Here is a 12678-nt window from a genome sequence, read left to right as displayed (position 1 = left end):
TGGTAGGTCTTACCTATCTATTCTCAAGAGACCTCAGTTTCGGTATATTTTTGCGTTTAATTCTGCATATTGGTACAATCTACCAAACTGGAGGCCTGTGGTGATCGAAGAGCTGGATGAAAAGATTCTCGCCGAACTGCAGAAGGACGGCCGCGCCACCAACCAGCAGCTCGCGGAAACCGTCGGGATGTCGACCTCGGCGTGCTGGCGGCGGGTTCGCGCGCTGGAGGAGTCCGGCGTTATCTCGGGCTATTCGGCGCTCGTCGCACGCGAGCGCGCAGGCTTTGCGACCTCGGCGATCCTGCACGTCTCGCTGGAGCGGCACGACACGAAATTCGTCGACGAGTTCGTGGCGCGGGTGATGCAGCGCCGCGAGGTGCTGGAGTGCTTCGCGACAACAGGCGATGCCGATTATCATCTGCGCGTCGTCGTGCGCGACATGGACGCCTACAACAGATTCCTCGACGAGTTCATGTTCCGCATTCCCGGCATCCGCCATGTCCGGACCAACGTGATCCTGAAGGAGATCAAGACCGGCGTGGCGCTGCCGTTTTGATGGAGATGCCGCTGCGAAGACGACGACGGAGCCGCGCGCTCAACTTCTTGTCCCGTCACCCTGAGAGGATGTGAGGCTATATCCTCGTCCACCGCTGTCATCGCCCGGCTTGACCGGGCGATCCAGTACGCCGCGACCTCTCGGCTCAAGCACCGCGGTCTCTGGGATACTGGATCACCCGCATGCGCGGGTGATGACACTGAGCAAGCTGAGCAATCACCCCGTCACCCTGAGGAGGCCGCGTAGCGGCCGTCTCGAAGGGCGAACGGCCACCAGCCGGGCCGCGCATCCTTCGAGGCTCGCTCCGCTCGCACCTCGAGCGACAAAGGCGAAGCCTTTGCGCGGGGATGACGGGTCATTGTGCTTGTTCCACCGACTTGGTCCGCATCAGGATCATGAACACCATGACGTGGCTGACCAGCAGCAGCGGCACGTAGAGCGCCGGGATATAGATGCCGGCGCCGAACAGGCCGGGATCCGCGTTCTTCGTCGCGCCCATGAAGTAGGCGTTGAGAAGATCCAGCGTGCCCCAGATGTTGAAGAACCAGACGATCGGAATGGCCACCGGCCAGCGCCACGACAGTGCCGCCATCGCGAGCAGTGCGAGAGCTGCGGCGGTCAGATCGCCCCAGCCGACCGCGCTGGCAAACACCGGGTTCACCTCCGGCGACACGAAGCCTGTGACCATGAAGTTCATCCCGAGAAACCGGAAGGCATGGAATGCCGCAAGCAGCCGGAGCGCCTCATGGCGCGGCCAGCTGCGGAGCGCCGGCCAGACATAGGTCGCGGCCACCACTGCACTCGTCAGAAATGCTCCGGCGACGCTGAGCAGGAATGGAATGTTGAGACTTACTGGCACGGTCGGCTCCCGTCTGACTGTCGATCCGGCCGGACCCGGCGACCGGGTCCGGCCTCGGCGCGGCGCTCAGGGCTTGACGCTTAAGGCTTGACGCTTAAGGCTTGGCGAGCAGCAGGCGCAGCGGCAGCAGCGGGCCGACCGCGATGTAGTCGTGGTCCATGATGTCGAGCTTGGACAACGGCAGACCTTCCATGATCGCGTGCGCCTCGGATGTGTCCTTGGCATCGAGCAGGAGGATGACGCCGCGCCCGTCGGCTCGCGAATACCATTCGCGAACCTTGCCGCTGAGATAGAGCTGCACGGTCTGCCGGATTTCATCCGGCATGACGGCCATCACCTGTTCGCGGGTGACGCCCGCCTTGACGGTCAGGATGACCATCACGCCGGTGGTGATGATGGAGGGGGCTTGGGCCTGTGTTTGGGCCTGTCCTTGGGCTTGGGCAAGAGAGGGAGCGGTCATGGAGGTTAAGCCTGTCGAAGTGAGGGTGAGGGCAAGGAGGGTGTGACGGATTGTTTTCATCGGTCGCAGATCTCCGTTCACGACTGATGTCGTGATGTCGCGTGGAGCAGCGCGCTTTGCGGTGCTGCTGCCTGTGGCTCCGATGTAGGACCGCTTCCCGCGCGTGACTATTCGCGATAATGTTGACGGGCCATGAAGCAGAACTTCACAGTCAGGCAGGGCGCGCTCGACGGCGTGGAGGCGTTCCTCAGCGTCGCCCAGCACCGCAGTTTTCGTCGCGCGGCGACCGAACTCGCCGTGACGCCGTCAGCGATCAGCCAGGCGGTGCGCGCGCTCGAGGCGCGCCTCGGCGCCGTGCTGTTCATCCGCACCACCCGCAGCGTCGGCCTCACCGAGGCCGGCGAACGATTCCTGGCGCGCGCCAGGCCCGCGTTCGAGGAGCTGGTCGCCGCAAGCGGCGCGGCGCGCGAGCTCGGGCAGAAGCCGGCGGGGTTGTTGCGTCTCACCGTGCCGCGCTCGGTGGTGCCGATCCTGCTGGAGCCGCTGATCGCGTCATTCTGCAAGGCTTATCCCGAGATCGAGGTCGAGCTCGCCGCCAGCGAGGAGCTGGTCGATCTCGCGGCCGGAGGTTTCGATGCCGGCATCAGGATGGGCCAGTTCATCAACCCGGACATGGTCGCAGTGCGTCTGACCAAGCCGTTCCCGTTCGCCGTCGTCGGCAGCCCGGACTATCTCGCGCGCCGCGGCCGGCCCAAGCGTCCGGACGATCTGCGCGAGCACGCATGCCTCAGGTTGCGACGATCGAACGGCGGGCTGGCGCCGTGGTCGCTCAACGACAACGGCCGTTCGATCGAGCTCGCCGTCTCCGGCTCCTTCATCGGCCATGATTTCCCGACGCTGGTCGGCGCCGCCATCGAAGGCGTGGGCCTCGCGCAAGTCCCCGCGCCGCTGATATCAGGCGCCGTGAAGGAGAAAAAGCTCGTGCGCGTGCTGGAGCCATTCGCGACGACAACGCCTGGCGTATTTCTCTACTATCCCGGCCACCGCCAGATCATGCCGAAGCTGCGCGCCTTCATCGATCATGTGAAGAGCCGGCCGGGGGCTGCGCGCGGAGGGCTGCACGACGATGCTGCGAATCCAAACTAGCTTCCAAGATACGCCGGGTGACGGCTACTATTTTGTCCTTCTCTACGACGGACGAAGTCTGAGCGATCAAATAGATGACCTTGGCATAAAGGATGGAGACAGGGTCCTATTGTGGGAGCCGGATTGTGCGGGCTACACAGTTGAGGCGCGGCTTCTGTTCAATTACTGCCATCCGATGACAAGCGAACCCAGACTCTGGGCCAAAGAAATCTCAAGTTGATTCCGTAGGGTAGAACGAAGCGAAACCCATCGTTCGAGCCGCGGAAACGACTGATAGGTTTCGCTTCGCTCTACCCATCCTGCACAACTGTCATCGCCCGGCTCGACGGGGCGATTCAGTACGCTGCAGCCTCTCGGTTCAAGCACTGCCGTCTCTGGAATACTGGATCACCCGCTTTTCGCGGGTGATGACATCGCGTTGTGCGGCATCTTGAATCGAGAACCATCCACCGCCGTCGTCCTGGCGAAAGCCAGGACCCATTACCCCAAATCTCAATTGTTGCGCGACGCTGGGGCCGCGATCCCGTTCATCTCCGAATGCGGTGGTTATGGGTCCTGGCTTTCGCCATGACGAGGAACGGAGAGAAGCGTTTACTTAGGCTTCATCACCGCCACCCTGAGGAGACCGCGCAGCGGTCGTCTCGAAGGGTCCACGGCCACCAGCCGGGCCGTCGATCCTTCGAGACGCGCTGCGCGCTCCTCAGGATGACGGGTCTACCCGGAGTGCCATCCCTCACACCTTCTCCTTCACGAACCTGTTCCGCAATGTCCCGATGCCCGTGATGTCGATCTCCACCAGGTCTCCGTCCTTCAGGTCCGGCGAGGCGCCGTCGGGTCCTGGCTTTCGCCAGGATGAGGAACGGAGAGAAGCGTTTACTTAGGCTTCATCGCCGTCACCCTGAGGAGACCGCGCAGCGGTCGTCTCGAAGGGTCGACGGCCACCAGCCGGGCCGTCGATCCTTCGAGACGCGCTGCGCGCTCCTCAGGATGACGGGTCTACCCGGAGTGCCAGCTCTCACACCTTCTCCTTCACGAACCTGTTCCGCAATGTCCCGATCCCGGTGATGTCGATCTCCACCAGGTCTCCGTCCTTCAGGTCCGGCGAGGCGCCGTCGGGTCCTGGCTTTCGCCAGGACGAGGAACGGAGAGAAGCGATTACCTAGGCTTCATCACCGTCACCCTGAGGAGACCGCGCAGCGGTCGTCTCGAAGGGTCGACGGCCACCAGCCGGGCCGTCGATCCTTCGAGACGCGCTGCGCGCTCCTCAGGATGACGGGTCTACCCGGAGTGCCAGCTCTCACACCTTCTCCTTCACGAACCTGTTCCGCAATGTCCCGATCCCGGTGATGTCGATCTCCACCAGGTCTCCGTCCTTCAGGTCCGGCGAGGCGCCGTCGGGTCCTGGCTTTCGCCAGGACGAGGAACGGAGAGAAGCGATTACCTAGGCTTCATCACCGTCACCCTGAGGAGACCGCGCAGCGGTCGTCTCGAAGGGTCGACGGCCACCAGCCGGGCCGTCGATCCTTCGAGACGCGCTGCGCGCTCCTCAGGATGACGGGTCTACCCGGAGTGCCATCCCTCACACCTTCTCCTTCACGAACCTGTTCCGCAATGTCCCGATCCCGGTGATCTCGATCTCCACCACGTCACCGTCCTTCAGGTCCGGCGAGGCGCCGTCGGTGCCCATCCAGATCACGTCGCCGGGCGACAGCGTGAAATATTTCGAAAGCTCGACGAGGAAAGGAACGATGCCGAAGATCATCTCGTTGGTGGGGAAGCGGCCGGTCTCCTTGCCGTTGACGCGGATCGCGGTCTCCATGCGGTCGAGATCGACATCGGTCTCGATCCACGGACCCATCGGCTTGAAGGTGTCGGCGTTCTTGGCGCGCCACAGCCCGCGATCGGCCTTCTGCCAGCTGCGCTCGGAGACGTCGTTGCCGATCGTGTATCCGAACACGCAGTCCATCGCATTGGCTTCGGTGAGGTGCTTGGCGGTCTTGCCGATCACGACGACGAGCTCGCCCTCGTAATGGATCTTCTCGGTCGCGCTCGCCGGGATCACGACATTTTCGTCATGGGCGATCAGCGCGTTCTGCGCGCGGTAGCCGATCTCGGGTCGATCAGGAACGTTCGGCACCGTGCCGGCCTTGTCGGCAGCCTCCTTGAGATGCTTCAGATAGTTCAGCCCGACGCAGTAAAAGGTGCGCGGGATCAGCGGCAGCTCGATCTTGACGTCCTTCAGGGCGTGGGTCTTCGCCGTCCTGCTCCATTCACCGAACGGATCGCCGTTCACGGTGATGACGGTGTCGCCCTCGACGAGGCCCCAGGAAGTAGTGCCTGCGGCGGTGAATTTCAGCCAGCGCATGATGATGTCCTTCTATTCCGCGGCCTGCGCGCGGGTCTTCCAGGCGCCCGCGGCCGGGCGCTTCAGCCCGAGGTTCTCGCGCAGCGTGGTGCCGGCGTAGTCGTTATGGAACAGGCCGCGCTTCTGCAACTCGGGCACCACGTGATCGACGAAGTCGGCGTAGGAGCCTGGCACATAGCTTGCCGCGATGACGAAGCCGTCGCAGCCGCGCCCTTCGAACATTTCCTCCAGCCGGTCCGCGATCTCCTTCGGGCCGCCGACCATCGCGTCCTGCACCTGGCCGCGGCCGGAGAAGGTGATGAAGTCGCGGGTCGAGGGATTGGTCTTGCCCGAGGTGCGCAGCACGCCGTCGCGGATGCCGAGCATGCCTTGCATGCCCTGCAGCTCTTCGGTGGTGAGCGGTTCGTCGATCCCCTTGGCGCCGAAATCGAAGTTGAGGCCTTCGGCGAGCAGCGACAGCGCGTCGATCTCGAGCGGCAGCTTCTGGATCACGGCCATCCGGTCCTCGGCCTCGGCCTTGGTCGCGCCGGTGACCGGCGTGATCAGGTTACAGAGGAACATCTGGTCGGGATCGCGCCCGGCCTTGGCGGCTTCGCCCCGGATCGCGTCATAGCCCTGCCTGGCGTTGGCGAGGTTGCGCGCCGCGGTGAAGATCACTTCGCCCCAGCGCCCGGCAAAGCGCTGGCCGCGCCCGGAGGCGCCGGCCTGGATCACGACGGGATGGCCCTGCGCCGAGCGCGGCACCGTGAACGGGCCGCGCGAGGTGAAGAACGCGCCCTTGTGGTCGAGCCGCTTCACCTTGGCCGGATCGGCGAACCGGCCGCTCTTCTTGTCGATCACCAGGGAGCCGTCTTCCCAGGCGTCCCAGTGGCCGAGCACCACCTCCATGAACTCGTCGGCGCGGTCGTAGCGAAGATCGTGCTCGAGGTGCTGTTCGCGGCCCATGTTGAGCGCTTCGCCGTCATTGACCGACGTCACCACGTTCCACGCGGCGCGGCCATTCGTCATCAGGTCGAGCGTCGCGAAGCGGCGGGCGACGTCGAACGGCTCGAAATAGGTGGTGGACGCGGTCGAGGCGAGACCGAGCCTGGTCGTGACCATGCCCATCGTGGTCAGCACCACGATCGGGTCCATCTTCACGCAGCGGATGCCGTATTCGACGGTGTGGGCGTGATCGTTGCCGTAGCGGTCGGGCATAGCGAGGCGATCGTCGAAGAACGCCATGTGGAACTTGCCGCGCTCCAGGATGCGCGCGATCTCCTGGTAGTAGTCCGCCGACATCGAATCGTCGCGCGACTCCGGGTGACGCCAGGAACTCGGCAGGTTGGTGCAGTTCTGCGCCTGCAAAAAGCCGACCAGCGCCATTTGCCGTGTCATGTCATTCTCCTGTACCTGAATGCGTCAGCGAAGATCGAGGTCGTCGGTCAGCTTGTAGTCGGCGGCGAGTGCCTTGAGCTTGTCCCAGGTCGCATCCTCGATCTCGATGCCGTTCTTGCGCCGTTCGACTTCGCGCAGATGTTCGACCTCGCCGGGATAGAACACGCCGCGGCTCCCTTCCGAGGGCGGCGTCGATTTCAGGTAGCGGGCGAAGTCGGCGACCTCGCGTTTGAAGTCCTGCAATGGGCGGAACGCGGCGACGTTGAACACCGCCATGAAGCAGCCGTCGTTGTGGCGGCCGGTCGGCTCGACGCCGAAGCCGAGGCCGGTCAGCAGGCCGCACAGCACCTCGACCATCGCGGCAAGGCCCGAGCCCTTGTAGCCTTCGCTGCCGCCGAGTGGCAGCAGCGCACCGCCCTTACGGTAGTCCTTCGGGTCAGTGGTGTCGCGCCCGTCGGCATCGATGATCCAGCCCTTCGGGATGCTCTCGCCGCGCGCCACTGCGAGCTGGACCTTGCCGGCCGCGACCGCCGAGGTCGCCATGTCAAGATAGAACGGCGCCTCGAGATCGGAGGGCACCGCGATCGAGAGCGGGTTGGTGCCGAGCCGGGCCTCGCGGCCGCCGAACGGGGCGACATGTTTCGGCGAGCGGCCGGAATCGGCGGCCGCAATCCCGATCATGCCCTCGCGCATCGCCATCATCGGGTAATGCGCCAGCCGGCCGACATGGCTCTGCCGGAACACGGTGCAGGCCGCGACATTGGCGGTCTTCGCCTTGTTGATGGTCATCTCCATCGCCTTGGCGTTGACGTGGAAGCCGAACCCCCAATGACCGTCGATCACGGTCGTGGTCGGCGTCTCCTGCACGACGGTCCATTTCGCGCCGGGGACGATATGGCCGGCCTTGATGCGGTCGATATAGGTCGGGATCGCGATCACGCCGTGGGAGTCATGGCCGGCGAGGTTGGCGTTGACGCAGCCGGAGGCGACCGCGTTGGCCTCCTCCTCCGATGCGCCGGCGCCCCGAAGCAGCGCCGCGCCGATGCGCGTGAGACGGTCGGCCTGGACGATCGGCATGGGATTTTCCTCGCGGTCCGCCCGCGTGACGCGCGGGTCTTGCTTGCTGTTGTCAGGCTCATGCTCTCAAAGCGCAGCTCGCCGAGCAAGGGCGGAAAATCCGGTCCGCCATACCGCCAGCAGGGTGCTCCCGGCCAGGATTTCACCGAATGGAACGGGCGCGGTCGCGCTACGGAATTTGACCGCGCCGGCGGCGCGGCCAGGCGGCAATCCGCGCCCCGCAACCCTTCGCCTCAGGCTGGCACACAGGCGTCCGTATTATCCCGGAAAACGGCCTCCCGGATTCGTCAGCCGTTTACTCTGTCTCACAACTTGCCGGATACACTAACCATCACTTAGGCCTCTCGCGGGCAATGTTCCCCGGCAGATTGAAGGGGGTGGCCCTGGGGCCTTCAGGGATCGTGCAGTCGAGCATCGGGCGTACATTCGCGGCGTTGAATGCCACCAACGAAGCGATCCTGTATGCGAAATCACCAGAAGAGTTGTACGGAAAGGTCTGCGAAGCCGCGTTCTCGAGCGGGAGCTTCCTGGCTACGACCGTCTTTTTGCTGGAGCCGGATACCGGTCGGCTGACATTCGCAGCCGGTTGCGGCGACGATGTCGCGCGGCTGCGCAGCATCGGGATTTCCACGCTCGCCAACGTTCCGGAAGGCGAGGGCGTCGCCGGGCGGGCGTTCCGCGATCAGAGCGCCAGCGTCAGCAATGACTATGTCAACGATGCCCGTTCAGCGGCCTGGCGCAGCGGCCTCGCGGCGGCCGGCGTCGGTGCGGCGGCGGCGATGCCGCTGGTCTGCAACGGGCGCAGCGTCGGCGTCTTCATGGTGACCCGGCGCGAGGTCGACTCGCTCGGCGAGGAGATCGTGTCGCTGCTGGAGCGCATTGCGGCAAACGTGTCCTTTGCGCTCGACAATTTCGACCATGAGGCGTCGCGCAAGAGCGGCGAGCGGGCGATGCGCCGGCTCAACCGCATGTTCGGCGCCATCAGCGCAACCAACGAGGCGATCCTTCGCGCCAAGACCGAGCACGATCTCTATCAGCGGGTGTGCGACGCCGCGGTGTTCAGCGGAAAATCCTTCGCCACGGTGGTGCTGCTGGCCGAGCCCGATACGCACTGGCTCGAGCCCGTCGCCGGCACCGGCGAGGCCCTCGACCTGATCACGCAGACGCGTTTTTCGACCGACCCGGACAATCTCTACGGCAAGGGGATCTGCGGCGAGGCGTTCCGGACCAAACGGCCGTGCATCGAGCACGACATTCCGATATCGGCGGGCGCCGCGCAGGCGCAAGCCGGCGAGAGCGGTCTGATGGCCTGCGTCGCGCTGCCGCTCACCCGGTTCGGCAGGAGCATCGGCGTCCTGATCTTCTTTATCGGCAATTCCTGGGCCCGCGACGAAGAGATCATCGCGCTGCTCGCGGGTATCGCCGAGAACGTCTCGGTTGCACTCGACACGTTCGGCCGCGCCACCGAGAAGGCCAAGGCCGACGCCGAACGCGAGCGGCTGTCGCGGATGTTCGCGGCGTTGAGCGCGACCAACGAGGCGATCATGCGCGCGCGGTCGCGGCTCGAGATGTTCGAGCTGGTCTGCGCCGCGGCGGCGCATGGCGGCGGGTTCAACTCGACCAGCATCCTGATCGCCAAGCCCGGCGACGACTTCCTGGAGATGATGGCGGTAGCGGGGCCGACCGCCGAGAATGCGCGCCGCCTCAACGTCTCGCGCAGCGAGGCGCGTCCCGAAGGGCGCGGCGTTTGCGGCAGGGCGTTCCGCTCGCGGCGCGCCTGCGTCGACAACGATTTTCTGGGTGACGTCGCCAACAACCCGTTCCGCGATATCATCGACCGCGAGGATGCGCGATCGGGCGCGGCATTTCCGTTGATCGTCGACGACGAGCCGGTCGGCGTGATGCTGTTCATCTCCGGCAAGCGCAACACCTTCTCGGCCGAGTTCGCCGAGCTGCTGCAGCGGCTTGCCGACAACGTCGCCTATGCGCTCGGCAGCTTCGATCGTGCCGACGAGAAGGCGCGCACCGAGGAGCAGAAGGAACGGCTGAGGCGGATGTTCGCGGCGCTGAGCGCGACCAACGAGGCCATCATGCGGGCGAGGTCCCGCGGCGAGCTGTTCGATCTGGTCTGCGATGCCGCGGCGGTCGGCGGTCAGTTCATCTCGGCCACGATCAGGCTGGTGCGCCCCGGCGAGGCCTTCCTGGAGAACGTGGCTGCTTCCGGCCCCGACCGGGTACGGGCCCGCGAAGTCCAGTTGTCGGCCGATGCGACGCGTCCGGAGGGGCAGACGCTGACCGGCGTCGCGATCCGCACCCGCAGGCCCTGCATCAGCAACGATTATCTCAGCGACTTCGGCCCTGAGTCGCATGTCTATCCGGTCGTGCGCGACAGCGGCAGCAAGTCCGGCGCCGCCCTGCCGCTGCTCAAGAACGGCGAGGCGATCGGCGCGCTGGTGTTCCTCTCCGGCGAGTTCAACACCTTCAGTCCGGAGATGATGGCGCTGCTGCAGCGGCTCACCGAGAACGTGTCGTTTGCGCTGGCCAACTTCGACCGCGCCGACGAGAAGGCGCGGGCCGACGAGCAGAAGGAGCGGCTGTCGCGGATGTTCGCGGCGCTGAGCGCGACCAATGAAGCGATCATGCGGGCGAAGTCCCGCACCGAGCTCTATCAACTGGTCTGCGAGGCGGCAGCGACCGGCGGCAAATTCACCTCGACCACCATCGCGCTGGCGCAGCCCGGCAGCGACTATCTCCGCATCGTCGCGATCGCGGGCCCGGCAGCCGACGGCGCGAGCCAGGTGACGCTTTCGACCAGCGACGCGCACCCCGAGGGGCGCGGCGGCTGCGGCAGGGCGTTCCGGTCCGGCAAGGCCTGCATCATCAACGACTATTTTGCCGATACCGAGACCGCGGCTTTCCATGAGCGCGCGCGGCGCGATGGAACGCAGTCCGGTGCTTCGTTTCCGCTGATCGTCAGCGGCGAGGTCGTCGGCGTCATGATCTTCGTCGCGACCGAGAAGGATACGTTCACGCCGGAATTCGCCGAGCTGCTGCAGCGGCTCGCCGACAATCTGGCGTTCGCGCTCGAGAGCTTCGATCGCGCCGACGAGAAGCACAAGGCCGATGAGCGGATCGAATACCTCGCCTCGCATGACAGCCTGACCAATCTGCCGAACCGCGAGACCTTCAACGAGATGCTGCGTCACGCGATCTCGGCGGCGGACCGCCATCGCCGGCAGCTCGCGGTGCTGTTCATCGATCTCGACCGCTTCAAGGTGATCAACGATTCGCTCGGCCACGACGCCGGCGACATGCTGCTGGTGGCGATCGCCGAGCGGCTGCGCGGATCGTTGCGCGCGAGCGACGTTGTGGCGCGGCTCGGCGGCGACGAGTTCGTGGTCATCCTGGATGACACCGCCGAACGTCACGACGTCGAGCGCATCGCCGGCGATCTCCTGGTCGCGCTCAGCCAGCCGATGCAGCTCAGCGGGCACGAGTGCCACACCACGGCCTCGATCGGGATTGCGACCTATCCCACCGACGGCTCCGACGTGCAGACGCTCACCAAGAATGCCGACATGGCGATGTATCTCGCCAAGGAGGACGGCAAGAACGGCTTCCGCTTCTTCTCCAACGAGGTGAGGGCGCAGTCGATCGAGCGCCTGACGATGGAGAGCGCACTGCGCCGCGCGCTGGAGCGCGACCAGTTCTCGCTCGAGTATCAGCCCAAGGTCGACATGGCGAGCGGACAGATCAGCGGCGTCGAGGCGCTGCTGCGCTGGACCCATCCCGAGCTCGGCAAGGTCTCGCCGGGACAGTTCATTCCGCTCGCCGAGGAGATCGGGCTGATCGTGCCGATCGGCCGCTGGGTGCTGAAGGAAGCCTGCGCGCAGAACATGGCGTGGCAGCACCGCGGCCTCAAGGCGGTGACGATGGCGGTGAACCTCTCGCCACGGCAGTTCGGCGATCCGAACCTGCTCGACGACATCGACGAGGCGCTGGCGGCGAGCGGCATGTCGCCGGCGTTGCTGCAGCTCGAGGTCACCGAGAGCATGGTGATGCGCAACGTGACGCGCGCGGTCCGCGTGCTCGATGCGATCCAGCACCGCGGCATTCGCCTCGCGATCGACGATTTCGGTACCGGCTATTCGTCGATGTCGCTGATGAAGCAGTTCCCGATCGACACCATCAAGATCGATCGCTCCTTCGTGCGCGATCTGCCCGATGATTCCGAGGACGTCGCGATCGCGCAGGCGATCATCAGCATGGGCAAGGCGCTCGGCATGACCATCGTGGCCGAGGGCGTCGAGACCTCCGAGCAGCAGGAGTTCCTGCGCGCGCATGCCTGCGACGAGATGCAAGGTTTCCTGTTCAGCCGGCCGCTGCCGCCGCGCGATCTCGCCGAATTGTTGAAGACCTCGCCGGTGCTGACGTCGCCGCCGTTGCAGCCGTCGCTGGACGACGAGGCGATCGGTGAGGCCGGGCCGGACCTAGGGCGGAAACGCGCTGTCGTCTGACGGCTGCACGGGCAGGTCGCGGACGTCGGAATCGGTGGACGCGATCAAGCGCGAGAAATCATAGGGCCAGGACGGTATCGCCTGGCCGGCCAAGGTCTGGCGCAGCGTCGCCGACGCCTCCGCAAAGCTCGCCCCGTCGGCCAGGCGGAACCGGCGGCACCAAATGGACGGCAGCGGTTCGGCGGCATCGCGCATCTCGAACGCCGGTCCCCACCACCACGCCGGTGCCGGCGGCCGTTCCGGTTCGGCAATGGCGCTCCATCGCGCGAACTCGTCGGCGATGCGGGCAAATTGCAGCTTGGCGGCGGGATGCATCGGAGG

General features: G+C 65.4%; 9 protein-coding genes and 3 pseudogenes. 3 read left to right on the top strand and 9 right to left on the bottom strand.

Annotated features, from left to right (window positions below):
* Window positions 1-100 precede the first annotated feature (100 nt).
* Window positions 101-556: an Lrp/AsnC family transcriptional regulator gene (locus tag ACE10Z_RS38480; RefSeq protein WP_375785344.1), complete on the top strand. Its 456-nt coding sequence runs from the start codon at window positions 101-103 to the stop codon at window positions 554-556.
* Window positions 557-911: 355 nt separating this feature from the next.
* On the opposite strand, the gene ACE10Z_RS38475 is transcribed toward ACE10Z_RS38480, so the two are convergent.
* Both ACE10Z_RS38475 and ACE10Z_RS38470 read right to left on the bottom strand, forming a co-directional pair.
* Window positions 912-1415, bottom strand: a complete 504-nt coding sequence (locus ACE10Z_RS38475) for a hypothetical protein (RefSeq protein ID WP_375785343.1) — start codon at window positions 1413-1415, stop codon at window positions 912-914.
* A 94-nt stretch (window positions 1416-1509) separates the two neighbouring features.
* Window positions 1510-1935, bottom strand: a complete 426-nt coding sequence (locus tag ACE10Z_RS38470; protein WP_375785342.1) for a muconolactone Delta-isomerase family protein — start codon at window positions 1933-1935, stop codon at window positions 1510-1512.
* Between the two features lie 132 nt (window positions 1936-2067).
* Between ACE10Z_RS38470 and ACE10Z_RS38465 the strand changes: the two genes are divergently transcribed.
* Window positions 2068-3021 (top strand): LysR family transcriptional regulator, encoded by a 954-nt coding sequence (locus ACE10Z_RS38465; protein ID WP_375785341.1) that lies wholly within the window; start codon window positions 2068-2070, stop codon window positions 3019-3021.
* Between the two features lie 733 nt (window positions 3022-3754).
* Here the strand turns inward: ACE10Z_RS38465 and ACE10Z_RS38460 are convergent.
* The 6 genes and pseudogenes from ACE10Z_RS38460 to ACE10Z_RS38435 all read right to left on the bottom strand — a co-directional run.
* Window positions 3755-3859 (bottom strand): annotated as a pseudogene (locus ACE10Z_RS38460) (2-keto-4-pentenoate hydratase); the annotation flags it as partial.
* Between the two features lie 177 nt (window positions 3860-4036).
* A pseudogene (locus ACE10Z_RS38455) lies at window positions 4037-4141 on the bottom strand (2-keto-4-pentenoate hydratase); the annotation flags it as partial.
* A 177-nt stretch (window positions 4142-4318) separates the two neighbouring features.
* Window positions 4319-4423, bottom strand: a pseudogene (locus ACE10Z_RS38450) (2-keto-4-pentenoate hydratase); the annotation flags it as partial.
* A gap of 177 nt (window positions 4424-4600) precedes the next feature.
* Window positions 4601-5386 (bottom strand): fumarylacetoacetate hydrolase family protein, encoded by a 786-nt coding sequence (locus ACE10Z_RS38445; RefSeq protein ID WP_375785340.1) that lies wholly within the window; start codon window positions 5384-5386, stop codon window positions 4601-4603.
* A gap of 12 nt (window positions 5387-5398) precedes the next feature.
* Window positions 5399-6763, bottom strand: coding sequence for an LLM class flavin-dependent oxidoreductase (locus ACE10Z_RS38440; RefSeq protein ID WP_375785339.1), 1365 nt, complete (start codon window positions 6761-6763; stop codon window positions 5399-5401).
* 24 nt (window positions 6764-6787) lie between these two features.
* Window positions 6788-7840 (bottom strand): Ldh family oxidoreductase, encoded by a 1053-nt coding sequence (locus ACE10Z_RS38435; protein WP_375785338.1) that lies wholly within the window; start codon window positions 7838-7840, stop codon window positions 6788-6790.
* A 401-nt stretch (window positions 7841-8241) separates the two neighbouring features.
* Between ACE10Z_RS38435 and ACE10Z_RS38430 the strand changes: the two genes are divergently transcribed.
* The gene (locus ACE10Z_RS38430; protein WP_375785337.1) at window positions 8242-12357 is read left to right on the top strand and encodes a GAF domain-containing protein; all 4116 of its coding nucleotides are present in this window, start codon (window positions 8242-8244) and stop codon (window positions 12355-12357) included.
* Here the strand turns inward: ACE10Z_RS38430 and ACE10Z_RS38425 are convergent.
* On the bottom strand, window positions 12331-12672 hold the full coding sequence (locus ACE10Z_RS38425; RefSeq protein ID WP_375785336.1) for a hypothetical protein: 342 nt from the start codon (window positions 12670-12672) through the stop codon (window positions 12331-12333). The two genes, ACE10Z_RS38430 and ACE10Z_RS38425, sit on opposite strands and share 27 nt — an antisense overlap.
* Window positions 12673-12678 lie beyond the last annotated feature (6 nt).

It is taken from the genome of Bradyrhizobium sp. Pha-3 (genome assembly GCF_042258615.1).
Taxonomy (GTDB): Bacteria; Pseudomonadota; Alphaproteobacteria; order Rhizobiales; family Xanthobacteraceae; genus Bradyrhizobium.
The sequence above is the reverse complement of the archived record's forward strand: the minus strand, read 5'-3'. Positions and strand labels throughout refer to the sequence as shown.